Source organism: Teichococcus aestuarii (genome assembly GCF_042651065.1).
Taxonomy (GTDB): Bacteria; Pseudomonadota; Alphaproteobacteria; order Acetobacterales; family Acetobacteraceae; genus Pseudoroseomonas; species Pseudoroseomonas aestuarii.
The window spans coordinates 77,034-101,674 of sequence record NZ_JBHSCH010000002.1; the positions used below are offsets into that span (position 1 = coordinate 77,034).

Below are 24,641 nucleotides of genomic sequence, written 5' to 3' on the forward strand. Positions count from 1 at the left end.
GGGCCGGGAGGCCATTTTCCCGGCCCCGCCGGTTCAGCCGGCGGCCTCGCGCAGCCAGTGCGCCACCACGGCGCAGCCTTCGGCGAAATCCTCCATCCGCATTGCCTCGTGCGGATTGTGGCTGCCATTCTGGTTGCGCACAAACAGCATGGCCGCCGGGATGCCGGCGGCGCCGAAGGCCGCCGCGTCATGCCCGCCGCCCGAGGCCATCTCGCGGTGGCGCACGCCGGCCGCCTCCGCCGCGCGGGCCAGGCCGGCGCGGATGCCGGCATCCATGGGCGAGGCCAGCGAGCCGGTCTCGGCCCCCAGCTCGAAGCGCACGCCGCGGCGGGCCTCGATCTCCGGCACCTTGCGGGCGAGCGCCGCGAAGATGGCGTCCACGCTGGCCGGGTTCACGCTGCGCACGTCCAGCATGAAGGTGGCCTCGCCGGGAATCTTGGTGAAGCCTGCCTCCGCCGTGGTGGCCAGGGTGCAGAAGGTGACGACGAGGGTGTGGCCCCGCGCCTCCAGCAGCGCCCACTCCTCGTCGAGCGCCACCGCCAGCTCGGCGAGCGCGATGGCCGCGTCCCGCCGGTAGCGGCGCGGCGTGCCGCCCGAATGGTTGTACTCGCCGAGCACCCGCCCCTGGCGCAGCCGCCGGCTGCCGGGGATGCCGGTGACGATGGCCACCGGGATGCGCTCCGCATCCAGCACCGGCCCCTGCTCGATGTGCAGCTCGAGGAAGGCGGCGGTGTTCTCCGGCGTCAGCACGCGCTCGCCGCGCGCGGCGAAGTCGGGGTCGAAGCCTTCCTCGCGCATATGCTCGGCGAGCGTCCGGCCGCTGTCCTGGCGCTTCACCTGAAGCTCCTCGGGCTTCAGCCGGCCCAGCGCGCCGCGACTGCCGGGGTAGGAGGTGGGGAACCAGGCCCCCGCCTCCTCCGCCCGCGTCGCCATCACCACGATGTCCCGCTCGGGCACGAAGCCCGCGCGCTTCAGCCCGGAGACGGCGGCGAGGCCGGCGAGCACACCCGCCGCGCCATCGAAGTTGCCGCCATTCGGCACGGAATCGAGATGGCTGCCGAGCAGCACGCGCGGCGCCGCCCGGTCCCGCCCCGGCAGGGTCATGTAGAGGTTGCCCACCGGGTCGGCGGTCACCTCCAGCCCCAGCGCCTCCGCCTCGCGCCGGGCCAGCGCATGGGCCATGCGCTCGCCGGGGCCATAGGCCTCACGCGTCACGCCCTCGCCGTCGCGGCTCTTCTCCCGCAGCTCGTCGAACATGCGGGCGGCGAGGTCGACATCCGGCACCAGGTTCAGTCGGGCAGCCGTATCAGACACAGCGGACGGCCCCGCCATCCATGATGTGGATGCGGCCCGTGGTATAGGCGGCCTTGTCGGAGGCGAGGAAGGCGGCCATCGGGCCGAACTCCGGCGGCTCGCCATAGCGGCCGGCGGGGATGGCGGCGGAGCGCTCGGCCACCAGCGCCTCGATGCTCTTGCCGGTCTTGGCGGCCACGGCGGCCAGCGTCTCCGCCGTGCGGTCGGTGGCGAAGGCGCCGGGGGCCAGGATGTTGCAGGTGATGCCCTCGCCCGCCAGCTCGGCCGAGAGGGTCTTGTTCCAGCCGACGATCGAGGCGCGCAGCGTGTTGGAGAGCGCCAGGCCCGGCAGCGGCTGCACCATGCCGGTGGAGCCCACCGCCAGGATGCGGCCCCACTTCTGCTCGCGCATCGCCGGGATCAGCCGGTTGGCGATGCGGATGGGCGAGAGGACGATGCGCTGGAACCAGGTGATCAGGTCCTCCTGCTTCATCTCCAGCGCCGAGCAGGTCGGCGGGCCGCCATGGTTCAGCACCAGGATGTCCACGCCGCCCAGCGCCGCCACGGCGGCGTCGGCCAGCCGGTCCATCTGCGCGCCCTCGGCCACGTCGGCCGGGATGCCCACCGCCTTCGGCGCGCCGAGCGCCTGCAGCTCGGCCGCCACGCGGTCGAGGCTCTCCTGGCTGCGGCCGGAGACGGCCACCGCCACCCCCTCCGCCGCCAGCGCATCGGCGATCGAACGGCCGAGGCCCTTCGAGGCCCCCATCACCAGGGCGCGACGCCCGCTCAGACCGAGATCCATGGTCCTGACTCTCCCGAAAGAATTGGGCGCGGACGGTGAACGCTTCCCCCGCCCCTGGCAAGACGGGGGGGCGCGGAAAGGGAGGGTCTGGCCAGGGCCGGGGACGTGGTTAAGCTACCTCCAAAGAATTGGGAGTCCGGAAAGCCATGTCCGCAGCCAGCGTTCCCCCCAGCCCCCCCTCGGGAGGGGCATCGCGCCACCGCCTCGTCTCGGTGCGGCGCCTGCCACCCGCCGTCACGGCGCGGGCCGCGGCGGAGTATGACGGCGTCCTGGCGGTGGAGCACGACATCGGGCGCGAGGAATCGCTGGCGCTGCTGCGCGACCACGCGGCGGAGGCGCTGCTGTTCAGCTCCAGCTTCAAGCTGGATGCCGGCTACATCGCCGCCATGCCGCCCCAGGTGAAGGTGGCCGCCACCTGCTCGGTGGGCTTCGACCATGTCGACGTGGCGGCGGCCAAGGCGCGCGGCCTCATCGTCACCAACACGCCGGACGTGCTGACCGGCTGCACCGCCGACCTCGCCTTTTCCCTGCTGCTCTCCGCCGCCCGCCGCCTGCCCGAGGCCGACGCGCTGATGCGGCGCGACGCCTGGGGGCCGCGCAGCATGGGCGATTTCCTCGGCGTGCGCGTCTGGGGCAAGACGCTCGGCATCCTCGGCATGGGGCGGATCGGGCGCGCGGTGGCGCGGCGCGCCCGCGGCTTCGACATGCGCGTGCTCTATCACGACGTGGCGCCGCTGCCGCCGGCGCTGGAGGAAGGCGCGCACTACGTGGAGTCGCTGCCCGCCCTGCTGGCGCAGAGCAACTTCCTCTCCCTCCACTGCCCCCTCACCCCCGCCACCCGCCATGTGCTGAACAACGAGACCCTGGCCCTGCTGCCGCGCGGCGCGGTGGTGGTGAACGCCGCGCGTGGCGGGCTGATCGACGAGGAGGCGCTGATCGCCCGGCTGCAGGATGGCCACATCGCCGCCGCCGGGCTCGACGTGTTCGAGGGCGAGCCGCGCTTCGACCGGCGCTTCATCGGCCTGCCCAACGTGGCGCTGGCGCCGCATATCGGCAGCGGCACGGTGGAGACGCGCGACGCCATGGGCCACCGCAGCCTGGACAACATCGCGGCCGTGCTGGCCGGCCACCCCCCCATCGACCCGATCTGGAGCTGAGCCGCATGAGCAAGCCCGTCCTCCTGCTGACCCGCCGCTTCCCGGATGCCGTGGAGGCCCGCGCGCAGCGGGACTACACCACCATCCCCAACCCGGCCGACGTGCCGATGTCGGGCAGCCAGATCGCCAGGGCGGCGGCGGAGGGTGAGGCGGTGGGCATCCTCTGCGCCGCCGGCGACGCGCTGAGGGCCGAGACCATCGCCGCCCTGCCGGAGAGCGTGAAGATCATCGCCACCTTCAGCGTCGGCACCGACCATATCGACCTGGAAGCGGCGGCGGCGCGCGGCATCGTGGTGAGCAACACGCCGGACGTGCTGAGCGTGGCCACCGCCGAGATCGCCATGCTGCTGATCCTGACCGCCGCCCGGCGCGGCGGCGAGGCGGAGCGGCTGGTGCGCGCCCGCGCCTGGACCGGCTGGGCGCCCACCCAGCTGATGGGGGTGACGCTGGAGGGCAAGCGCCTCGGCATCCTCGGCATGGGGCGCATCGGCCAGGCCCTGGCGCAGATGGCGCGCGGCTTCGGCATGGAGATCCACTACCGCAACCGCAACCGCCTCCCGCCCGCCGAGGAGCAGGGCGCGACCTACCATGGCGACGACACCGCCTTCCTCGGCGCCATCGACGTGCTGTCGATGCACATCCCCGGCGGCGCCGCGACGCGCCACTGGCTCGATGCCCGGCGCATCGCCCAGCTCCGCCCCGGCGCCATCGTGGTCAACACCGGGCGCGGCACCACGGTGGACGACCAGGCGCTCTGCGCGGCGCTGCAATCCGGCCATCTCCGCGCCGCCGGGCTCGACGTGTTCGACGGCGAGCCGAAGATCTTCGAGGGCTACCACACGGCGCCCAACGTGGTGCTGCTGCCGCATCTCGGCAGCGCCACGGTGGAGACGCGCGACGCCATGGGCTTCCGCTGCCTCGACAACCTCGACGCCGTGCTGCTGCGCGGCGAGCCCGCGCCGCACAAGGTCGGCTGACCCCTTTCCTCCTTCCGCCAGGACGACGCCCCGCATGCTGTTCGACTTCGAGACGATCCCGACCCGCGAGGCCTACAAGCTGATGGTCTCGACCATCGTGCCGCGCCCGATCGCCTGGGTGGTGTCGCAGGACCAGGGGGGCGTGGTGAACGCCGCGCCCTATTCCTTCTTCAACGCCTTCGGCGACAATCCGCCGGTGGTGGGCTTCTCCTGCGGCCCGCGCCCCGAGGGCGCCGACGCCCCGGCCAAGGACACGCTGGCCAATATCCGCGCCACCGGCCAGTTCGTCGTCTGCCTGGTGAACGAGGCGATGGGGCCGGCGATGAGCGCCACCGCCACCGACTTCCCCCCCGGGGTGGACGAGCTGGAGGAGGTGGGGCTGGAAAAGGCCGCCAGCACCCGCGTGGCGCCGCCGCGCATCGCCCAGAGCCCGGTGGCGATGGAGTGCGAGACCTTCCAGCTCGTGCCCGTCGGCCACCACACGCTGGTGCTGGGCCGGGTGCTGGCGCTGCATGTCCGCGACGACTGCGTGCTGAACGCCGAGAAATACTACATCGACACCCCGAAGCTGGACCTGCTGGGGCGCATGCACGGCCGCGGCTGGTACACCCGCACGCGGGACCGGGTGGACATCCCGCGCACCACCCTGGCGGAGTGGCAGGCCCGGAAGGCCGGCGCCGCCGAGTAGCCGCCCCACGCCGCCTCCCTGGGGCACCGCGGGGCGGGATTGCCTTTGCACCGGCGGGGGGCCGGTGCTAACGCGGCTGAAAAGCAGTCGCAGTCGCGTGTCAATCACAACTCTCCCCTCCCCCCATCCCGTCACCCAGGCCGGCGCCCCGGCGCGGCAGCCGCCCCGGCGGCGCGTGCCGCTCTGGGCGCGCGCCGGCTGGCTCGTCGCCCTGCTGGTGGCGCTGCCCGTGCTGGCGGTGCTGGCCAGCGCCGCCGCCCCCCTGCTCGGCGGCGGCGACAACCAGGTCTGGCACCATATCGCCCGGACCAACCTGCTGCCCTATCTGGGCAACTCGCTGCAGCTGGGCGCGCTGGTGGCGGTGATGGCGGCGGGCACGGGCGTGGTCTGCGCCTGGCTGGTCACCGCCTGCCGCTTCCCCGGCCGCAAGTCGCTGGAGGTGGCGCTGCTGCTGCCGGTGGCCATGCCGGCCTATGTCTGCGGCTATCTCTACACCTGGCTGCTGGATGGCGCCGGCCCGGTGCAGACCGCCATTCGCGACGCCACCGGGCTGCGCTGGGGCGAATACTGGTTCCCCGAGATCCGCAGCCTGCCCGGCGCCGCGCTGATGCTGGCCGCCGTGCTCTACCCTTACGTGTACCTGCTCTGCCGCGCCGCCTTCCTGCAGCAGAGCACCTGCCTGATCGAGGCCAGCCGCACGCTCGGCCTCTCCCTGCCGCGCACCTTCCTGCGGGTGGCGCTGCCGCTGGCGCGGCCGGCGCTGGCCGCCGGCACCGGCCTAGTGCTGATGGAGACGCTGGCCGATTTCGGCACGGTGGACTACTTCGCCGTCCGCACCTTCACCACCGGCATCTACGAGGCCTGGTTCGGCATGGGCGACCGCGGCGCCGCCAGCCAGCTCGCCGCCTGCCTGATGGGCGTGGTGGCGCTGCTGCTGCTGGCCGAGCACGCCTCGCGCGGCGGGCGCCGCTACCACCCCACCACCACCCGCCAGCCGCCGCTGCGGCCGGTGGCGCTGCATGGCGTGAAGGCCTGGGCGGCCACCGCCTTCTGCACCCTGCCGGTGCTGGTGGGCTTCGCCATCCCGGCGGGCGGGCTGCTCTGGCTGATGGTGGAGCAGGGCGACGCGCTGGCGCCGCACCGCTACCTGCCCTTCGCCCGCAACTCGCTGCTGCTGGCCGGCACCACGGCGCTGATCGGCGTGGCGCTGGCGGCGCTGCTGGGCTGGGGGCTGCGGCTCTATCCCTCGCGCCTCTCCCGCATCGCCAACCGGGTGGCGGGGCTGGGCTACGCGGTGCCGGGCTCGGTCATCGCCGTCGGCACGCTGGTGCCCTTCGGGCTGGCCGACAACGCGCTGGATGGCTGGATGCGGGCGCAGTTCGGCCTCTCCACCGGGCTGCTGCTCTCGGGCACCATGGTGGCGCTGGTCTTCGCCTATGTGGTGCGCTTCCTGGCCGTGGGGCAGTCGGCGGTGGAGAGCGGTCTGGCCCGCCTCAAGCCCAGCCTGTTCCAGGCCGCCCGCACGCTGGGCTGTGGCCCGGGCGAGGCGATCCGCCGGGTGGAGGCGCCGCTGGCGCGCGGCGCGCTGCTCACCGCCGCCGTGCTGGTGTTCGTGGACACGATGAAGGAGCTGCCCGCCACCCTCATCGTCCGCCCCTTCGACCTCGATACCCTGGCTGTGCGGGTGCACAACCTGGCCTCCGACGAGCGGCTGGCCGAGGCCTCGACGGCGGCGCTGCTGATCGTGGCGGTGGGCCTGGTCCCCGTCCTGGTGCTGGTGAAGGCGATGCACCGGAAGGATTGAAGGCCGGCGGACATCGTCCGCCGGCCCTTGCAGAAAGAAGATGGGGGCCTGGGGGAATTCCTTCCCCCAGGTTTCTTTTTTCTGTCAGACGTTGACCGCCCGCAGGCGGGGCTTCTTGTTCGCCTCGATCAGCTGCTCGTAGACCGAGACATAGTCCTCGGCCATGCGGCGGGCGGTGAAGCGCTGCTCGAAGCGCTGGCGGATGCGGGCGCGGTCCAGCTCCGGAATGCGCGCGACGGCCGCCACCGCCTCATCCTCGTTCTCGACGATGAAGCCGGTCAGCCCGTTCTCCATCACCTCCGGCACGGAGCCGCGGCGCATGGCGATGACGGGCGTGCCGCAGGCCATCGCCTCGATCATGACGAGGCCGAAGGGCTCCGGCCAGTCGATCGGGAAGAGCAGGGCATGGGCGCCGGAGAGGAACTCGGGCTTCTGGCTGTCGTTGATCTCGCCGATGTACTCGACATGCGACTGGTTCATCAGCGGCGAGATCTCGCGGTTGTAGTAGGCGCGGTCGGCGTCGTCGATCTTGGCGGCAACCTTCAGCTTGACCCCGGCGCGGGCGGCGATGCGGATGGCGCGGTCCAGCCCCTTCTCCGGCGAGACGCGGCCGAGGAAGGCGAAGTATTTCTGCTCCACCGGCTGCGGCGTCAGCCGGTCGGCCGGCATGCCGTGCAGCACGGTGCGCGCCCAGTTCAGCTTCGGGATCGGCAGGCGCTGGTTGTCGGAGATCGAGACGAAGGGCGTGTGCCCGTAGGTCTCGTAGATCATCTTGAATTCCGGCAGGTCGAGCCGACCATGCAGGGTGGTCAGGAACGGCGTGCGCTGCCGGTCCAGCAGGCCGAGCGGGAAGTAGTCGATATGGGAGTGGATGACGTCGAACTCGCCGGCGCGCTGGGCGATCTGCTCGACCATCTTGTAGTAGTGCGCCACCCAGTCCTTCACGGTGGGGTCGAGGCGCAGCGCCTGGTCGCGCATCGCGGCAAGCTTCGCGGCGGTGACGGAATCGCCGCTGGCGAAGAGGGTGACATCGTGGCCCATGGCCACCAGTTCCTCGGTGAGGGAGGAGACGACGCGTTCCGTGCCGCCATACAACTTGGGCGGCACCGCCTCGAACAGCGGCGAGATTTGCGCGATACGCATGAACGCGATCCCTTTTCTCAGGCAGATCACAGCTTCTATTTGAGTTCAGGCGCGAAAACATTGAAAATATTTATCGGCGCCTTTACTTCATTGGCGTTATACAAATCCATTATGGCGAAAAGTAGGCTGCCTTGACCGCACCGAGCGCGCCGCGACCCTCCGCCTTCCGCTTCCTGTTCCGCTATGCACGCCGCCGGCCACTGGGCCATGCCGTGGTGTTCGGCGCCGTGCTGCTGGCGGTGCTGTGCTCCATCTCCACGCAATACGGGCTGAAGCACCTCATCGACATCGTGGCGATGGGGCCGGAGGCGGCGGCGCGCAGCGTCTGGCCGGCCTTCGCGCTGCTCTGCGCCATCATCGCGGCCGACAACCTGCTCTGGCGCGTCGGCGGCTGGGCGGCGGCGCGCAGCTTCACCGCCGTCACCGGCGACATCCGGCAGGATCTTTTCGCCCATCTCGCCGGCCACACCCCAGGCTACTTCGCGGACCGCCTGCCAGGGGCGCTCGCCGCCCGCGTCTCCGCCACCGCCCAGGCCGCCTTCACGGTGGAGAACACGCTCGCCTGGAACGTGGTGCCGCCCAGCGCGGCGGTGATCGGCGCCATCCTGTTCACCGGCGCCATCCACCCGCCGCTGGCACTGGCGCTGGCCGCCGTGGCACTGGCCATCGGCCTGCTGATGCACCGGCTGGCGCGACGTGGCGCCGCACTGCACCGCCGGCACGCCAACAGCGCCGCCGCCATCGATGGCGAGCTGGTGGACGTGGTGGGCAATATTGGCGTCATGCGCGCCTTCGGCGCCACGCTGCGCGAGCGGGCGCGCATCGCCGGGGCCGTGGGCGAGGAGATCGGCGCCCACCGGCGCAGCCTGCTCTACATGGAGAAGCTGCGGACGATCCACGCCGTGCTCACCGTGCTGATGGCGGGCGCCGTGCTGGCCGCCGCCCTGCTGCTCTGGCAGCGCGGCCAGGCCTCGGTGGGGGACGTGGCGCTGCTCGCCACCCTGTCGCTGACCATCCTGCACGGCACGCGGGACATCGCGGTGGCGCTGGTGGAACTGACCCAGCAGCTCGCCCGGCTGGAGGAGGCGACCGGCGCCCTCCTCGTGCCGCACGCGCTGGAGGACCGCCCCGGCGCCGTCCCCCTTATCCCCGGCACGGGGGAGGTGCGGCTCGAATCGGTGCACTTCGCCTATCCCGACCGCCCGACGGTGCTGGACGGGCTGGACCTCACCGTGCCGCCCGGCCAGCGCGTCGGGCTGGTGGGCTTCTCGGGCGCCGGCAAGTCCACCGTGCTGGCCCTGCTGCAACGCTTCTACGACCCCGATTCCGGCCGCGTGCTGATCGACGGGCAGGATCTGCGCGACGTCACGCTGGAGAGCCTGCACACGGCGCTGGCCGTGGTGCCGCAGGACACCGCCCTGTTCCACCGCACGGTGCGGGAGAACATCCGCTACGGCCGCCCCGACGCGACGGACGAGGAGGTGCTGCGCGCCGCCGAGATGGCGCATTGCCGCGCCTTCATCGAGGCGCTGCCGGAGGGGTTCGACACGGTGGTGGGCAACCGTGGCGTCAAGCTCTCGGGCGGGCAGCGGCAGCGCCTGGCCATCGCCCGCGCGCTGCTGAAGGACACGCCCATCCTGCTGCTCGACGAGGCCACCTCGGCGCTGGACAGCGAGAGCGAGCGCGCCATCCAGGCGGCGCTCGACAGCCTGATGCGCGGCCGCACCGTCATCGCCATCGCGCACCGCCTTTCGACCCTGCAAAATTTCGACAGAATCATCGTGATGAATCACGGCCGGATCGTGGAGGACGGCCCTCCGTCGGAGCTGGCCCGCCGCCACGGACCGTATCGCGAATTGCTGCGCCAGCAGCACTCCGGGAACCTGCCGGAGCTGCCGGAGGCGGCGTGAGGGGAAGCGCGCATGTCGCGACTGGTCGTGGTTTCCAACCGTGTCGCCCCGATCAACGAGGGCGAGGCCACCGCCGGCGGCCTGGCGGCCGGCGTGATGGACGCGCTGCGCCACACCGGCGGGCTGTGGTTCGGCTGGTCCGGCCAGACGGTGCCGGATGTGGTGCCGCCCGAGAGCCTGCCGCCCGGCCTGCCGCCCGCCGTGGCGCGCAGCGGCCCCGTCACCCTCTACACCACCGACCTGACGCAGCGGGACTACGACGACTACTACCGCGGCTTCGCCAACGGCACGCTCTGGCCGATCCTGCACAACCAGACCGGCCTCGCCCGCTTCGACTGGTCGGAGTTCGAGGGCTACCGCCGCGTCAACGCCCATTTCGCCCGCCACCTGGCCGACCTCGTGGCGCCGGACGACGTCATCTGGGCGCACGACTTCCACCTGCTCTGCCTGGCCGGGGCGCTGCGGGCGCTCGGCCTGCGCAACAGCATCGGCATCTTCCTGCACACCCCCTTCCCGGCGCCCTCCGTGCTGATGACCGTGCCGGTCCATGCCGAGCTGGTGCGCGCCCTCTGCCAGTACGACCTGATCGGCTTCCAGACCGAGGCCGACCGCACCGCCTTCGCCGACTATGTCTGCCGCGAGCTGGGCGGCACGGCGCTGGAGGGCGGGCTGCTGGCCGCCGAGGGCCGCCGGATCCGCACCGGCGTCTACCCGATCGGCGTGGATGTCGATGCGCTGCGGGCCGAGGCGGTGGCGGGCGCGGACCAGCCGCAGCTCGCGGCACTCCGCTCCGGCCTCGCCGGGCGGGCGCTGATGATGAGCGTGGAGCGGCTCGACTACTCCAAGGGGCTGCGCCAGCGCTTCGCCGCCTATGAGCGCTTCCTGGCGAAGCACCCGGAATGGCACCGGCAGGTGGAGTATTTGCAGATCGCGCCGCCCTCCCGCACCGATGTGGAGGCCTACCAGGCCATCCGGCGCGAGCTGGAGGGCGAGGCGGGCCGCATCAACGGCCGCTTCGCCGACCTCGACTGGACGCCGCTTCGCTACCTGAACCGCTCCTTCCCCCGCCGCGCCCTGATGCCGCTCTACGCCGCCGCCCGCGTCGGGCTGGTGACGCCGCTGCGGGACGGCATGAACCTCGTCGCCAAGGAATACGTCTCGGCGCAGGACCCGGCCGATCCGGGCGTGCTGGTGCTCTCGCAATTCGCCGGGGCCGCGCGGGAGTTGGATGCCGCCCTGCTGGTGAACCCGCATGACGAGGCTGGCGTGGCCGATGCCCTGGCCCGGGCGCTGGCCATGCCGCTGGCGGAGCGGCGCGAGCGCCACGCCGCCATGCTGAAGGTGATGCGCCACAACAGCCTGGAGCGCTGGCGCGACCGCTTCGTGGGCGACCTGCACGCTTTGCCGCCCCGGGCGCTGGACGCCGCCTGAGGCGCGCCGCTCCTGGCCAGCCGGGCCCGGCCGGGGCAGATTGCGCGCCATGCGCATCTACCTCGCCGGACCCGATGTCTTCCTCCCCGACGCCGCCGCCATCGCCGCCGCCAAGAAGGCCATCTGCGCCCGGCACGGCGCGGAGGGCGTCTTCCCGACCGACCCCATCGAGAGCGCCGCCGCCGACGCGGCGGAGAGCCGCTGGCTGGAGATCTATCTCCGCAACGAGGCGCATATCCGCGCCTGCGACGCGCTGGTGGCCAACCTCACCCCCTTCCGCGGCCCCTCGGCCGATGCCGGCACGGTGTACGAGCTGGGCTTCATGCGGGCGCTGGGGCGGCCGGTGGCGGGCTACAGCAACAGCGGCCAGGGCTTCACCCAGCGCACGCGGCACTTCCTGGGCGCCGGGCTGCGGCCGGGCCCCGGGGGCGGCTGGGCCGATGCCGAGGGGCTGGCGCTGGAGGATTTCGGCTGCCACGACAACCTGATGATCGATGGCGGCATCGCCGCCGCGGGCGGCATCCTCGTCGCGCGGGAGGTGCCGGAGGCGCGCCGCTGGCAGGAGCTTGAGGGCTTCGAGGCTTGCGTGGCGGCGCTGATGCGGGGGAGGCTTGCCCCCTGACGGCACCCGCATGACCGGACCTCCGGCGTGGCAGAGGCGCCGCGACGGAGGGAATGCATGTCACGAATCGCCATCCTGGGCTGCGGCGCCATGGGCTCGGTCTATGCCGGCCTGTTCGCCGCCGCGGGGCACGATGTGCTGGCCATCGATTCCTGGGGCGCGCATGTCGACGCGATGAACCGCGACGGGCTGCGGCTGGAGGGCGCCTCGGGCGAGCGCACCGTGCGCCTCGCCGCCGCCACCTCCACTGAGGGCCAAGCGCCGGTGGATCTGGTGATCCTCGCCACCAAGGCGCGGGACGTGGCCACCGCCGCCCGCGCCATCCCGCCCCTGCTGGGGCCGGAGACCACGGTGCTGACCATCCAGAACGGCCTCGGCAGCAGCGCCGTGCTGGCCGGGGCGCTGGGGCAGGACCGGGTGGTGGCGGGCATCGCCGGGGGCTTCGGCGCCTCGCTGAAGGGGCCGGGCCATGCCCACCACAACGGCATGGAGGTGGTGCGCATCGGCGAGCTGGACGGGCCGGCGACGCCGCGCCTCGCGGCCATCGCCGCGATGTGGCGCGGCGCCGGCTTCCGCGCCGAGGCCTGCGACGACATCCAGGCCCTCACCTGGGAGAAGCTGATCTGCAACGTCACCTTCTCCGGGATCTGCGCGCTGACCGGCCTGACCATCGGCGAGGTGATGGCGGACGAGGACCTGTGGCCCACCGCCCGCGCCTGCGGGGTGGAGGCATGGGAAGTGGCGAAGGCGCGCGGCGTTCGCCTCTCGGTGGAGGACCCGGTGGCGCACATCACCGCCTTCGGCCGCAAGATCCCCAATGCCCGCCCTTCCCTGCTGCTCGACCACCGGGCCCGCCGCCGCAGCGAGATCGACGCCATCAACGGCGCCATCCCGCGGGAGGCGGCGCTGGCCGGGCGCGCGGCGCCGGTGAACGCCACCATCACCGCCCTGGTGCGCCAGCGCGAGCGGGACTTCGCCTGACGGAAAGCGTCCTCCGGTCCGGGAAAAACGAAGCCGGGAGGCCTTGCCAGCCTGGCATGGCGCTCCCCGCCGGGGCGCCGCCAGGCCGGCGATGATTTCTCGGAGCCCTTTTCCGGAAATGAACGTTTCCTCGTGTATCCCGCCGGTCGCGCGCAGATGACCAAACAGTCACGCCCCCCCGGGGGGTATTGAGGCAGCTTGCCCCCCACCATGCCCCAACCGACTCCGCCCTCCGCCTTCACGCCGCTCCGCCACCCGGCCTTCCGGCTGCTCTGGCTGGCCAACCTGGCCAGCAACACCGGCATGTGGGTGCAGAACACCGGCGCCGGCTGGCTGATGACCAGCCTCGCCCCCTCGCCCATCATGGTCAGCCTGGTGCAGGCGGCCTCGATGCTGCCGGTCTTCCTGCTGGCGCTGCCATCGGGCGCCATGGCCGACATCGTGGACCGCCGCCGCTACCTGATATTCGCCCAGGCCTGGATGTGCGCCATGGGCCTGCTCCTCTGCATCCTCACGGCGCTGGGCGTGCTGGGGCCGTGGGGGCTGCTGGCGCTCACCTTCGCCATCGGCGCCGGCAGCGCGATGAACTTCCCCGCCTGGGCCGCCACCACGCCGGAGCTGGTGCCGCGCGCCGACCTCACCCAGGCCATCGTGCTCAACGGCATCGGCTTCAACCTGGCGCGCGCCGTGGGGCCGGCACTGGGCGGCTTCATCATCGGCCTCGCCGGCACCCAGGCGGCCTTCGCCTTCAACGCCTTCTGCTTCCTCATCCTCATCGTGGCGCTGGTGCTGTGGCGGCGGGAGGCGCCGGCCAGCCGGCTGCCCAAGGAGCACTTCCTCTCCGCCATGCGCGCCGGGGTGCGCTTCGTCGGCGCCTCGCCGGCGCTGCGGGTCATCATCCTGCGGGCGGTGGTGTTCTTCTTCTTCGGCGCCGCCATGTGGGGGCTGCTGCCGCTGCTGGTGCGCGAGGGGCTGGGGCTGGGGCCCGAGGCCTTCGGCCTGCTGCTGGCGGCCATGGGCATCGGCGCCGTGGGCGGCGGGCTGCTGCTGCCGCGCGCCCGCGCCCGGCTGGACCGTGGCGGGCTGGTGATGGCGGCCTCGCTGCTCGCCTCCGGTGCGCTGCTGCTGCTCGGCCTCGCGCCGCGCCTGGCCCTGGGCGGCTGGGCGGCGGCGGGGCTCGGCATGCTGCTCTACGGCGCCGCCTGGATCGGCGCCGCCAGCACCCTGCAGGCGGCGGCGCAGCTCTCATCGCCCGCCTGGGTGCGGGCGCGCGCCATCGGCATCTACCAGCTCTCCTTCTTCGGCGCGCTGGCCTTCGGCTCGGCGCTCGCAGGCTGGGTGGGCACGCTGGTCGGGGTGGGCTGGGCGCTGTGGGGCTTCGGCGCCTGTGGCGCCGCGGCGGCGCTGGCGATGCGCCGCTGGCGGCTGGACCAGCCCGGCCCCGCCGAGGTGGCCAGCCCCGCCATGCCGCAGCCCGAGGCGCCGGCCGCCGAGCTGGCGCCCCTCCTGGCGCAGGACCGCGGCCAGGTGCTGGAGATGGTCCGCTACCGCATCGACCCCGCCGACCGGGCCGCCTTCCTCGCCGCCATGGCCGATCTGCGCCGCGCCCGGCTGCGCAGCGGGGCGCTCTCCTGGCGGCTCTACGAGGATGTCGCGCACCCCGAGTTGTGGGTGGAGGTGTGGTCGGTGGGCAGCTGGACGGAACATCTGCGCGAGAATGACCGCCTGCAGCCGGCCGACCATGCCGCCATCGCCCGCGCCGCGGTTCTGCACCGGGGTGAAACCGGCCCCGAGAGCGCGCGCTATATCCACCAGTCCCTCTAGAATTGGCGGGAGGCGGGGCTGACAGCCGCCCCCGGCAACCCCACACAAGCTTCAGCGTTACCCGCGCCGAACAGGAGAACCAAACCATGAGCCTGCGCGCCACCCGCAATGATCTGGGCGAGAACGCCAAGAAGGTGTCCGTGAACGTGCTGAACGGCACGCTGGTCGACACCATCGACCTGACCAACTGCGTGCGCATGGCGCACTGGACCCTGCGCGGCTCCAACTTCATTGGCCTGCACACCATGCTGGAGGGCTTCTACAACGAGCTCTTCGCCACCGCCGACGAGGTGGCCGAGCGCCTGGTGCAGATCGGCGGCACGCCGGACGGCACCAGCCAGCTGGTGGGCGAGAAGACCCGCCTGCCGGCCTACCCGCAGCACACCACGGCCAGCATGGAGCATGTGAAGGAGCTGGCCGACCGCTTCGCCAACCTCGCCAAGTCCGTGCGCGAGGGGATCGACGCCACCGACGAGGCGGGCGATGCCGACACGGCCGACCTGCTGACCGGCCTGTCCCGCGACCTGGACAAGAAGCTGTGGATGCTGGAAGCGCATCTCGACAAGTAAGCACCTGAAACGCCAGGGGGCCGCCGCGCCCCCTGGCTGCCTCCCTGGCTGCCCCGCCCAGCCTGCCCGGCGCGGGGCCAGCCGGCCGCCCCGGCCCGGCAAAACGGAACAGAGGGTTGCGGCCGACCCCCTCCCTTGGCTAGTTTGCCGGCTGAGGGTGTGAACAAGACATGAACGATCTCTTCGGCGGCCGTGGCCCCAAGGCAGCGGCAGGGGCTTCCTATTCGGCCAAGGACATCGAGGTGCTGGAGGGGCTGGAGCCCGTCCGCCGGCGCCCCGGCATGTATATCGGCGGCACCGACGAGAACGCGCTGCACCATCTGGCAGCCGAGGTGCTCGACAACGCCATGGACGAGGCGGTGGCCGGCCATGCCGACCGCATCGAGGTGACGCTGGAGCGGGACAACTGGCTCACCATCCGTGACAACGGGCGCGGCATCCCGACCGACCCGCACCCGAAATTCCCCAAGCTCTCGGCGCTGGAGGTGATCCTCACCACCCTGCATTCGGGCGGCAAGTTCTCCGGCAAGGCCTATGACACCTCGGGCGGCCTGCACGGCGTCGGCTCCTCGGTGGTCAATGCCCTGGCGGAGCGGCTGGAGGTGGAGGTGGCGCGCGACCGCACCCTGTTCACCCAGGCCTATGCGCGTGGCAAGCCGCTCACCAAGCTGAAGAACGCCGGCGCCGTGCACAACCGGCGCGGCACCACCATCCGCTTCAAGCCGGACCCGGAGATCTTCGGGCAGCAGCTCTTCCAGGCGGCGCGGCTGTTCCGGCTCTGCCGCTCCAAGGCCTACCTGTTCCGCGGCGTCGAGATCCGCTGGGCCTGCGACCCGTCCCTGGTGAAGGACGACACGCCGTCCCAGGCCACGCTGCACTTCCCCGGCGGCCTGTCGGACTTCCTGGCCGCGGCGCTGGAGGGGCGCGCGCCCGTCATCCCCGCTCCCTGGGCCGGCGAGGCCACCTTCCCCCAGGGCGCCGGCCGCGCCGAATGGGCGGTGAGTTGGCTGGAGCAGGGCGAGGGCTTCCTGCACACCTATGCCAACACCATCCCGACGCCGCTGGGTGGCACGCACGAGGCCGGGCTGCGCAACGCGCTGGTGAAGGGCCTGCGCGCCTATGGCGAGCTGAAGAAGGAGAAGCGCGCCGCCAGCATCACCGCCGAGGATCTGTTCGGCGGGCTGGCGGGCATGCTCTCGGTCTTCGTGCGCGAGCCGCAGTTCCAGGGCCAGACCAAGGACAGGCTGACCAGCCCCGAGGCCGCCCGCCTCGTCGAGCAGGGGCTGCGGGACCATTTCGACCACTGGCTGGCGGGCGACCCCGCCACCGCCGGCAACCTGCTCACCTGGGCGATCGAGCGCGCCGAGGACCGCATCCGCCGGCGCGAGCAGAAGGACACGCCGCGCAAGAGCGCCACGCGCCGCCTGCGCCTGCCCGGCAAGCTGGCCGACTGCGCGCGCGAGGCGGCCGAGGGCACCGAGCTGTTCCTGGTGGAGGGCGATTCCGCCGGCGGCTCCGCCAAGCAGGCGCGCGACCGCGAGACCCAGGCCGTGCTGCCGCTGCGTGGCAAGATCCTGAACGTGGCCTCCGCCAGCGCCGATAAGCTGCGGCAGAACCAGGAGCTGAAGGACCTCATCGAGGCACTCGGCTGCGGCGCGGGCGAGAAGTTCGACATCGCCCGGCTGCGCTACGGCCGCGTCGTCATCATGACCGATGCCGATGTGGACGGCGCGCACATCGCGGCCCTGCTGATGACCTTCTTCTACAAGGAGCTGCCGGAGCTGGTGCGGCAGGGCCGCGTCTATCTGGCGCAGCCGCCGCTCTACCGCCTCGCCACCGCCGGCAAGACCGTCTACGCGATGGACGATGCCGAGCGCGAGAAGCTGCTGAAGAAGGCCTTCAAGCCCAACCAGAAGGTGGAGGTCAGCCGCTTCAAGGGTCTGGGCGAGATGCCGCCCGCCTCGCTGAAGGAGACCACCATGGACCCGCGCAAGCGCACCCTGCTGCGCGTGGTGCTGCCGCCCGAGGAACGCGCCGCCACCTCCGAGCTGATCGAGGCGCTGATGGGCCGCAAGCCGGAATTGCGCTTCCGCTTCATCCAGGAGAACGCGGCCCGGCTGGAACTGGAGGCGGTGGACGCCTGAGCATCGGCGCCCTCATCCGGCCGCGCCGGAGAGTTTGGCCAGATCCTCCCTGGCCAGATCCTCCCTGGCCAGATCCTCCCTGGCCAGATCTTCCCTGGCCTGCTTCTCCGCCCGCTCCTTGCGCTCGCTGTAGCGGTCGGTGATGTGGGCCGAGATGTCGCGGGTGAGCAGGGTGAACTTCACCAGCTCCTCCATGACGTCCACGACGCGGTCGTAGAGCGGCCCCGGCAGCATCCGGCCCGCCGCGTCGAACTGCTCGAAGGCCTTGGGCACGGAAGACTGGTTGGGGATGGTGACCATCCGCATCCAGCGCCCGAGCAGGCGCAGGGTGTTGACCGCGTTGAAGCTCTGGCTGCCGCCGGAGACCTGCATCACCGCCAGCGTCCTGCCCTGGGTCGGCCGGACGCCCCGGCTTTCCAGCGGCAGCCAATCGATCTGGTTCTTCAGGACTCCCGTGACGGCACCATGCCGCTCCGGGCTGCACCAGACCTGGCCCTCGGACCAGAGGGAGAGTTCCCGCAGCTCCACCACCTTGAGATGGTCGGCGGGCACGCTGTCCACCACGGGCAGGTCGCGGGGATCGAAGACCCGCGTCTCGGCGCCGAAGCGGCGGAGGAGGCGCTCCGCCTCCAGCGTCAGGAAGCGGCTGTAGGACCGCTCGCGCAGCGAGCCGTAGAGCAGCAGGATGCGCGGCGGATGCCGGCTGGCGCCGGGAATGCCGAGCTTCCCACGGTCCGGCATCTCAACCTGGTCTTCGGAAAGGTTGGGCAATGAGAGGTCGAGGTCAGCGGGCATCAGGATCTTTCCGTCGTCAGGAAGTGCTGAATGGCATGGACGGTGCCGCGGGCGGACCGGGTGATGCCCGCCAGGGTCGCGGAGGCGGCGCCGGTCCAGTCGCCGTAGCCGAGCAGCCAGAGGCGTGGCTCACGCGTGGAGCGGCCGTTCTCGACGGCCACGCGCCCATCGGCCTCCAGCACGCCGAGCGGCGCCAAGTGGCCGAGATCCGGGCGGAAGCCCGTGCACCAGATGACGGCGTCCACGGGGCTTTGCGTCCCGTCCTGCCAGACCACCCCCTCCGGCACGAAACGGGCGAATGGCCGGACGGCGTGGAGCCTGTCCCGGTCCCGGGCCTCGCGGACCGGCGGCACCATGACGATGTCGCCCAGCCCGCCCCCGGGCGCGGCCGGCTCCCGGCCCTGCATCTGGGCATGCACCCGCTCGGTGGCCCGCGCGAACAGCACGCGGCCATCCACCTCATCCGGCAGGAAGCGGGGCGGCTCCAGCGTGACCCATGTCGTCTCGGCGACCCGGGAAAGCTCGGCCAGGATCTGCGCGCCCGAATTGCCGCCGCCCACCACCAGCACGCGCTGGCCCGCGAAGCCCTGCGGTGAGCGGTAGGCGGAGGAATGGATCTGCCTGCCCTGGAACAGCGCACCGCCGGGCCAGGACGGGATGAAGGGCCGGCTGGCGCCGCCGGTCGCGCTGATGACGGCCCGGGCACGCCGGGTGCCACGGTCGGTCCGCACCGACAGGCCGCCCTCCATGCGCAGGACGCTTTCGGCGCGCACGGGCCGCCGGACGGGCAGGCCGTATCGCTGCTCGTAGCGGGCCAGGTAATCCACGACATGGTCGCGGCCCGGATAGCCCCCCTCCGAGGGCGGCATGGGCCAGCCGGGCAGCGAACTCATCGCCGCGGGCGAGAACAGCCGCAGCGAATCCCATGCCCCGGGCCAGGCGCCGCCCGGCCGGTCATGGGCGTCCAGGATGGCGAAGGAAATGCCGCTCCGGCGCAGGAAGTATCCGGCGGCGAGCCCGGACTGCCCGCCGCCGATGACCACCACATCGTGCAGGGCGCCCTCGCTCATGGCGCGCCCACCACGGGCAGCCAGAGCGCCAGGGCGGCCAGCACCGCCAGGAGGACAGGCGGCGTGATGACGAGGCCGACCCTCATGTACTGCCCCCAGGTGATGGTGGTGCCCTTGCGCGCCAGCACGTGCAGCCACAGCAACGTCGCCAGGCTGCCGATGGGGGTGAATTTGGGGCCGAGGTCGCAGCCGATGACGTTGGCGTAGATCATCGCCTCGCGGATGGCGGGCGGGATGCCCTGCGCCTGCTCGATGGCCAGGGCGCCGACCAGCACGCCCGGCATGTTGTTCATCACCGAGGAGAGCAGCGCGGCGCCGAAGCCGGTGCCGATGGCCGCGGCCCAGAGGCCATGCCCGGCCAGCCATTCCAGCACCCCGGCCAGATGGCCGGTCAGCCCGGCGTTCCGCAGCCCGTAGACCACGAGGTACATGCCGAGCGAGAAGACGACGATCTGCCACGGCGCCTCGCCCACCACCCTGCGGATGGGGATGACGCCGCCCTGCCCGCCCCGGTGCCAGCGCCCGGCCAGCACCAGCAGGATGAGGGCCGCGGCGCCGGTCACCACGGCCACCGGCACGCCGAGCGGCGCCAGGACGAAATAGGCCAGCAGCAACAAAGCCAGCAGCGGGAAGGCGGCGCGGAAGACGAGGGCATCGCGGATGGCGGTGCGCGGCGCCTCCAGCTGCGCCAGCGGATAGCGCGCGGGGATCTGGCGCCCGTAATAGGCCCAGAGCACGGCGAGCGTCGCCGCCAGCGCCACCAGGTTCACCGGCACCATGACGGCGGCGTAGCGGTCGAAGCCGATGCCGAAGTAGTTGGCGGAGACGATGTTGACGAGGTTGGAGATCACCAGCGGCAGGCTGGTGGTGTCGGCCACGAAGCCGCAGGCGACGATGAAGGCCAGCGTGGCGCCCGCGGAGAAATTCAGCCGCAGCAGGATGGCCATGACGATGGGCGTCAGCAGCAGCGCCGCGCCGTCATTGGCGAAGAAGGCGGCGATGAGCGCGCCGAGGAGCACGATGAGCGGAAACAGCCGCCGCCCGCGGCCGGCGCCCCAGCGCGCCACGTGCAGCGCGGCCCACTGGAAGAAGCCCGCCTCGTCGAGCAGCAGCGAGATGATGATGAGCGCCACGAAGGTGAAGGTGGCGTCCCACACGATGCCCCAGACCACGGGCACATCGGCCCAGCCGATGACGCCGGTCAGCAGCGCCAGCACGGCGCCGCCCATGGCGCTCCAGCCGATGCCGAGGCCGCGTGGCTGCCAGATGACCAGCACGAGGGTGAGGACAAAGATGGCGAGGGCCAGCATGGGGCATGTTCTCTCGGGCATTGCGCGGCGCCGGCCCATCCGCTGCCTTGGATGGCAGCGGCGCCGCGCGTCGCGTTCAGGGACGGAAAGGCGCGGGCGCCCGGCTCAGATCAGGCGGTGGCCCTGTGCGTCGACGACCTGTTCGCCATCCTCCTTGGCGAAGGCGCCCCGCTGCGGGTTCGGCAGGATGTCGAGCACCGCCTCGGACGGGCGGCAGAGCTTCACGCCCAGCGGCGTCACCACGATCGGCCGGTTGATGAGGATCGGGTGCGCTATCATGGCGTCGAGCAGATCGTCGTCGGTCAGCGAGGAAGCGCCGAGGCCGAGTTCCGCATAGGGCGTGCCCTTCTGGCGCAGCACGTCGCGCACCGGGACGCCCATGCGCCGGATGAGGCCGGCCAGCACCTCCCGCGTCGGCGGCGTCTTCAGATACTCGATGACCTCCGGCTCCTCGCCGCTGTTGCGGATGAGGGCCAGGGTGTTGCGGGACGTCCCGCAGGCCGGGTTGTGGTAGATGGTGACGGTCACGACGCCTTCCCTCTGGCTGTGTTGCATCCCCGGCGCCGCCCCGCCTCCCGGCCTGCGCCAGAGGGCTGGACGAGGCCGCGGACAGGGCGCCTCACGGGTCTTGCCGGGCATCCTCGTGCCCTCAGGCTGCGGAGGTCTTGCGAAGGCGGGTGGCCTGGGCCGCCGGCCCGCAGGCAGGGGCGCAGACGGCTTCGCCGCCGCAGCAATTCTCGGTCAGGTAGGCCACCAGCGCGTTCATGGATGCGGGTGCCATGGCGTAGAGAAGCTGGCGGCCGGCGCGGCGCTGCGTGACCAGCCCCGCCTGCAGGAGCTGCTGCAGGTGGAAGGTCAGTGTCGAGGACGGCGTGCCCAGCCGCTCGGCGATGACGCCGGCGGGCAATCCCTCGGGGCCCGCCTCCACGAGCAGGCGGTAGGCCGCGAGCCGATGCTCATGGGCCAGGGCACCCAGGGCCGCCACAGCCTGCTTCGGTTCCATGCCACCCCTAACCTTTCGATGAAATTCGAAATATCTCTGCCTGCGGCTGGAGTCAACGACATTTCGAGGATTATGGGAATCTAGCCCAACCCTGGATGGGGGGAACGCCTTTGTTTCTGCCGCGGATACTTCATCAACCTGGCGCTGCCCGTGCGCGTTAGAGCGGCGTATCCAGACTCGGAAGAAGGAACGCCATCATGACACGCAAGATCCTGCTCGCTGGCGCCGCCACGGCCTTCATGCTGGGCGGTGTCGTGTTGCCCGCCCAGGCGCAGAGCACCGGCCAGGCCCCGGCCGCCGCGCAGACGCGCATCGAGTCCGGCCAGACCCGCGCCAAGGCGATGCTCGACCGCGATGTCTACAGCTCGGACGATGTGGAGATCGGCGAGGTTGAGGACCTGATCCTCAATGCCCAGAACCAGGTCGTGCTCGCGGTCATCGAGGTCGAATCCCGCCTGGGCTTCACCGACAAGTATGTGGCCGTGCCGGTCTCCCAGCTGACGCCCGCCGCCAACAACCGCGACCGGATGACGCTCTCCATGACCCGCGACCAGGTCAAGGCGATGCAGGGCTTCCGCTACGAGGACTGATCTCCGGTCCGCGGATGCATGAAGGAAATGCCCGCCTCTCCGGCGGGCATTTTCTCTCGTGCCCTTGCCGTGGCGCACGGAACCGGAGAGGCGGCGGCCTTCAGCGCAGGGCGGCAGCCTCGGCCGTGGCATGGCCGCGCGGCGCCCACACCCAGGCCGGGCTGCTCAGGGCGGCGGGCACCGTCATCTCCGGCGCGCCGAAGCGGCTTTCCTCCGTCATCACGTCCCGCCCCAGGGCGCGCCCCAGCATGGCCATCAGCCGGCCCCCGCTGGCGCCGGCGCCGGCCATTTCCAGCAGTTCCAGCCTTCCCTGCGGCAGCAGCGTGGCGCCCAGCGCCGCCAGCACCCGGCCGCGCTCCTCCGCCGTCTCCGGCTCCAGCACCACCATACCCAGGGTGACGCGGCCGGCCCCGCCCGGCCCGACCAGGCGGATGCTCTCCAGCGGCGCCAGCTCGGCGGCGACCTCGGCCGCCTGCACCAGCCCGTCCCGCGCCATGTCCAGCACCAGCACGGCCACGTCCTCGCCCGCGGCCGCCAGCAGCGCACCCCAGGCCGTCTGGCGCGGATCGAGCACCAGGAGGTGGCGCGGGGTGGCGGCATCGTGCGGCATGTCTCGGATCCTCAAACTCGGGCCACTCCAGAATGGCCCCGATCCGCCGAAGAATTCCTTGACGCAGAGCAGGTTTCCCCCGGCTTTCGCCTCTGCAGGCACCCTGGCAGATGCCGGCAAGGAGCGGCAGGGGCGGGCTTGCCCCCGCCCCCCGCAATGGGCATTCCGGCCGCACCATGCCCTTCTCCCGCCATGACTGACCTGGCCGAAGCCTTTCTGCTGGCGCTGCGGTTGATCGGCGGCGCCGACCCGGAGCTGACGCGCATCGTCGGCCTTTCCCTGCGCGTCTCGGGCAGCGCGGCGCTGTTCGCCTTCCTGCTCGGCCTGCCGCTGGCGGCGCTGCTCACCATCGGCCGGTTCCGCAGCCGTGGCATGATGCTGGTGCTGGCCAATGCGGCGCTCGGCCTGCCGCCGGTGGTGGTGGGCCTGGTCTGCTACCTGCTGCTCTCGCGCAGCGGGTTGCTCGGGCCGCTCGGCTGGCTGTTCCGCCCCCAGGCCATGGTGATGGCGCAGACCGTCCTGGCGCTGCCCATCGTCACGGCGCTGGCCCACCGCGCGCTGGCGCCGCAGTGGGAGGAGGTGCGCGACCCGCTGCGCATCGACGGCGCCGGCCCGTTCCGCTGCGGGCTGGAGCTGATACGGATGGCGCGGCCGGCCCTGGCCACCGTGTTCCTCGCCGCCTTCGGCCGCGCCATCGCCGAGGTCGGCGCCATCCTGGTGGTGGGCGGCAACATCCGGGGCGAGACGCGCACCATGACCACCGCCATCGCGCTCGAAACCCAGAAGGGCGACCTGCCGCTGGCGCTCGCCCTCGGCTTCATCCTGCTGCTGGTCTGCCTCGGGGTCAGTGCCGCCACGCTGCTGCTCGACCGGCGGCGCTGAGCCCTTCCCCGCGGCCCGGCGGCGGCGCTACCCTCAGCGGCAATGGGGGAAGGCCGCCAGGCCCTGAGGAGAGACCACATCATGCATCGCCGCCTGTTCCTGGGCGCCGCCGCCGGCGCGCTCGCCCTGCCATCCGTGCTGCGGGCGCAGACCCTGCCCAAGATCACCATCGGCATGTCCGGCTGGACCGGCTTCGCGCCGCTGACCCTGGCCGAGCAGGCCGGGCTGTTCAAGGCGAACGGCATCGAGGTCGAGACGCGCTTCGTGCCGCAGCGCGAGCGCAACCTGGCGCTGGCCGCCGGCGCGCTGAACTGCGTCGTCACCACGGTCGACACCATGATCCTGTGGGGCAGCACCATGCCGCTGGTGCAGGTGCTGGTGCTCGACCGCTCGAAGGGCGGCGACGGCATCGCCGTGCGCCCCTCGGTCGGCGGCTGGGCGGGCCTCAAGGGCCGCACCATCGCCGTGGATGGGCCGGGCACCACGCCCTATTTCGTGCTGGCCTACATGCTGCGCGAGAACGGCATGACCATCAAGGACGTGCAGACCGCGACGCTGGCGCCGCAGCCCGCCGCCCAGGCCTTCGTCGCCGGCCAGTTCGACGGCTGCTCCACCTACGAGCCCTACCTCTCCCAGGTGCGGGCGATGGGCGAGGACAAGGGCCGCATCCTGGCCACCACCATCCAGCACCCCTGCGTGGTGGACACGCTGGCCTTCACCCCGGACTTCGTGGCGAAGAACCCCGAGGCGGTGAAGCGGGTGGTCAAGAGCTGGCACGACGCGCTGGCGATGATCGCGCGCGAGCCGGACAGGTCCTACGAGATCATGGGCAAGCGGGTGAACCAGAGCGCCGAGGCCTTCAAGGCCAGCGCGCAGTTCATCGAGTGGCAGGATGCGGTGAAGAACCGCGCCTATGTGGCCGATGGCCTGCCGCAGTTCATGACCAAGGCGCTGGAGGTGCAGAAGGAGGCCGGGGTGGTGCGCCAGTCCCCCGATCTCGGCAAGCTGCTGGACACACGCTTCCTGGCCTGAGGGC

At 72.0% G+C, this 24,641-nt stretch carries 23 protein-coding genes; 14 read left to right on the top strand and 9 right to left on the bottom strand.

Annotated elements, in window-relative coordinates; genetic code table 11:
* Nucleotides 1-33 precede the first annotated feature (33 nt).
* Together ACFOY6_RS01600 and ACFOY6_RS01605 are read right to left on the bottom strand one after the other, a co-directional pair.
* On the bottom strand, nucleotides 34-1,314 hold the full coding sequence (locus ACFOY6_RS01600; RefSeq protein ID WP_379648546.1) for a hydantoinase/carbamoylase family amidase: 1,281 nt from the start codon (nucleotides 1,312-1,314) through the stop codon (nucleotides 34-36).
* Nucleotides 1,307-2,095 carry an SDR family oxidoreductase gene (locus tag ACFOY6_RS01605; RefSeq protein ID WP_379648548.1) on the bottom strand — a complete coding sequence of 263 codons (789 nt, stop codon included), beginning with the start codon at nucleotides 2,093-2,095 and terminating at the stop codon, nucleotides 1,307-1,309. Before ACFOY6_RS01605 ends, ACFOY6_RS01600 begins: the two co-directional genes overlap by 8 nt.
* Nucleotides 2,096-2,241: 146 nt before the next feature.
* Between ACFOY6_RS01605 and ACFOY6_RS01610 the strand changes: the two genes are divergently transcribed.
* From ACFOY6_RS01610 to ACFOY6_RS01625, 4 genes are all read left to right on the top strand, one after another.
* Nucleotides 2,242-3,252 (top strand): 2-hydroxyacid dehydrogenase, encoded by a 1,011-nt coding sequence (locus ACFOY6_RS01610; protein ID WP_379648550.1) that lies wholly within the window; start codon nucleotides 2,242-2,244, stop codon nucleotides 3,250-3,252.
* Nucleotides 3,253-3,257: 5 nt separating this feature from the next.
* Complete coding sequence (locus ACFOY6_RS01615) at nucleotides 3,258-4,229, top strand: 2-hydroxyacid dehydrogenase (protein WP_379648552.1); 972 nt, start codon at nucleotides 3,258-3,260, stop codon at nucleotides 4,227-4,229.
* A 34-nt stretch (nucleotides 4,230-4,263) separates the two neighbouring features.
* A complete protein-coding gene (locus tag ACFOY6_RS01620) occupies nucleotides 4,264-4,917 on the top strand; it encodes a flavin reductase family protein (protein WP_379648554.1) in 654 nt (217 codons plus the stop codon).
* A gap of 97 nt (nucleotides 4,918-5,014) precedes the next feature.
* The gene (locus ACFOY6_RS01625; protein WP_379648556.1) at nucleotides 5,015-6,721 is read left to right on the top strand and encodes an ABC transporter permease; all 1,707 of its coding nucleotides are present in this window, start codon (nucleotides 5,015-5,017) and stop codon (nucleotides 6,719-6,721) included.
* 84 nt (nucleotides 6,722-6,805) lie between these two features.
* Here the strand turns inward: ACFOY6_RS01625 and ACFOY6_RS01630 are convergent, their stop codons facing one another.
* On the bottom strand, nucleotides 6,806-7,864 hold the full coding sequence (locus tag ACFOY6_RS01630) for a glycosyltransferase family 4 protein (RefSeq protein WP_109518509.1): 1,059 nt from the start codon (nucleotides 7,862-7,864) through the stop codon (nucleotides 6,806-6,808).
* 131 nt (nucleotides 7,865-7,995) lie between these two features.
* Here ACFOY6_RS01630 and ACFOY6_RS01635 point away from each other — a divergent pair, with 131 nt between their 5' ends.
* The 7 genes from ACFOY6_RS01635 (at nucleotide 7,996) to parE (ending at nucleotide 17,345) form a co-directional block, all read left to right on the top strand.
* On the top strand, nucleotides 7,996-9,774 hold the full coding sequence (locus ACFOY6_RS01635; protein WP_379633762.1) for an ABC transporter ATP-binding protein: 1,779 nt from the start codon (nucleotides 7,996-7,998) through the stop codon (nucleotides 9,772-9,774).
* Nucleotides 9,775-9,786: 12 nt separating this feature from the next.
* Nucleotides 9,787-11,205: an alpha,alpha-trehalose-phosphate synthase (UDP-forming) gene (otsA, locus tag ACFOY6_RS01640; RefSeq protein WP_379648559.1), complete on the top strand. Its 1,419-nt coding sequence runs from the start codon at nucleotides 9,787-9,789 to the stop codon at nucleotides 11,203-11,205.
* Between the two features lie 49 nt (nucleotides 11,206-11,254).
* Entirely contained in the window at nucleotides 11,255-11,827 is a 573-nt protein-coding gene (locus ACFOY6_RS01645) for a nucleoside 2-deoxyribosyltransferase (protein WP_379633761.1), read from the top strand.
* A 57-nt stretch (nucleotides 11,828-11,884) separates the two neighbouring features.
* Nucleotides 11,885-12,808 (top strand): ketopantoate reductase family protein, encoded by a 924-nt coding sequence (locus ACFOY6_RS01650; protein WP_109518505.1) that lies wholly within the window; start codon nucleotides 11,885-11,887, stop codon nucleotides 12,806-12,808.
* Between the two features lie 210 nt (nucleotides 12,809-13,018).
* The gene (locus tag ACFOY6_RS01655; protein ID WP_379648560.1) at nucleotides 13,019-14,632 is read left to right on the top strand and encodes an MFS transporter; all 1,614 of its coding nucleotides are present in this window, start codon (nucleotides 13,019-13,021) and stop codon (nucleotides 14,630-14,632) included.
* 86 nt (nucleotides 14,633-14,718) lie between these two features.
* Nucleotides 14,719-15,201 carry a DNA starvation/stationary phase protection protein Dps gene (dps, locus tag ACFOY6_RS01660; protein WP_109518503.1) on the top strand — a complete coding sequence of 161 codons (483 nt, stop codon included), beginning with the start codon at nucleotides 14,719-14,721 and terminating at the stop codon, nucleotides 15,199-15,201.
* A 170-nt stretch (nucleotides 15,202-15,371) separates the two neighbouring features.
* Nucleotides 15,372-17,345 (top strand): DNA topoisomerase IV subunit B, encoded by a 1,974-nt coding sequence (gene parE / locus ACFOY6_RS01665; protein WP_379633758.1) that lies wholly within the window; start codon nucleotides 15,372-15,374, stop codon nucleotides 17,343-17,345.
* A gap of 12 nt (nucleotides 17,346-17,357) precedes the next feature.
* On the opposite strand, the gene arsH is transcribed toward parE, so the two are convergent.
* The 5 genes from arsH to ACFOY6_RS01690 all read right to left on the bottom strand — a co-directional run bounded on the left by arsH (nucleotide 17,358) and on the right by ACFOY6_RS01690 (nucleotide 21,523).
* Nucleotides 17,358-18,140, bottom strand: a complete 783-nt coding sequence (arsH, locus tag ACFOY6_RS01670; RefSeq protein WP_379648562.1) for an arsenical resistance protein ArsH — start codon at nucleotides 18,138-18,140, stop codon at nucleotides 17,358-17,360.
* The gene (locus ACFOY6_RS01675) at nucleotides 18,140-19,210 is read right to left on the bottom strand and encodes an ArsO family NAD(P)H-dependent flavin-containing monooxygenase (RefSeq protein WP_379648564.1); all 1,071 of its coding nucleotides are present in this window, start codon (nucleotides 19,208-19,210) and stop codon (nucleotides 18,140-18,142) included. Before ACFOY6_RS01675 ends, arsH begins: the two co-directional genes overlap by 1 nt.
* Nucleotides 19,207-20,520, bottom strand: coding sequence for an arsenic transporter (locus ACFOY6_RS01680; protein WP_109517842.1), 1,314 nt, complete (start codon nucleotides 20,518-20,520; stop codon nucleotides 19,207-19,209). The genes ACFOY6_RS01675 and ACFOY6_RS01680 overlap by 4 nt, the downstream gene beginning before the upstream one ends.
* Before the next feature lie 105 nt (nucleotides 20,521-20,625).
* A complete protein-coding gene (arsC, locus tag ACFOY6_RS01685; protein WP_379633756.1) occupies nucleotides 20,626-21,048 on the bottom strand; it encodes an arsenate reductase (glutaredoxin) in 423 nt (140 codons plus the stop codon).
* 121 nt (nucleotides 21,049-21,169) lie between these two features.
* Complete coding sequence (locus ACFOY6_RS01690; protein WP_379633754.1) at nucleotides 21,170-21,523, bottom strand: ArsR/SmtB family transcription factor; 354 nt, start codon at nucleotides 21,521-21,523, stop codon at nucleotides 21,170-21,172.
* A 197-nt stretch (nucleotides 21,524-21,720) separates the two neighbouring features.
* Here ACFOY6_RS01690 and ACFOY6_RS01695 point away from each other — a divergent pair, with 197 nt between their 5' ends.
* On the top strand, nucleotides 21,721-22,113 hold the full coding sequence (locus ACFOY6_RS01695) for a PRC-barrel domain-containing protein (RefSeq protein ID WP_109517839.1): 393 nt from the start codon (nucleotides 21,721-21,723) through the stop codon (nucleotides 22,111-22,113).
* Nucleotides 22,114-22,213: 100 nt separating this feature from the next.
* On the opposite strand, the gene ACFOY6_RS01700 is transcribed toward ACFOY6_RS01695, so the two are convergent.
* Nucleotides 22,214-22,723, bottom strand: a complete 510-nt coding sequence (locus ACFOY6_RS01700; RefSeq protein ID WP_379648567.1) for a DUF4347 domain-containing protein — start codon at nucleotides 22,721-22,723, stop codon at nucleotides 22,214-22,216.
* Nucleotides 22,724-22,915: 192 nt separating this feature from the next.
* Here ACFOY6_RS01700 and ACFOY6_RS01705 point away from each other — a divergent pair, with 192 nt between their 5' ends.
* Nucleotides 22,916-23,605: an ABC transporter permease gene (locus ACFOY6_RS01705; RefSeq protein ID WP_379633746.1), complete on the top strand. Its 690-nt coding sequence runs from the start codon at nucleotides 22,916-22,918 to the stop codon at nucleotides 23,603-23,605.
* Nucleotides 23,606-23,686: 81 nt separating this feature from the next.
* On the top strand, nucleotides 23,687-24,637 hold the full coding sequence (locus ACFOY6_RS01710; RefSeq protein WP_379633744.1) for an ABC transporter substrate-binding protein: 951 nt from the start codon (nucleotides 23,687-23,689) through the stop codon (nucleotides 24,635-24,637).
* Nucleotides 24,638-24,641 lie beyond the last annotated feature (4 nt).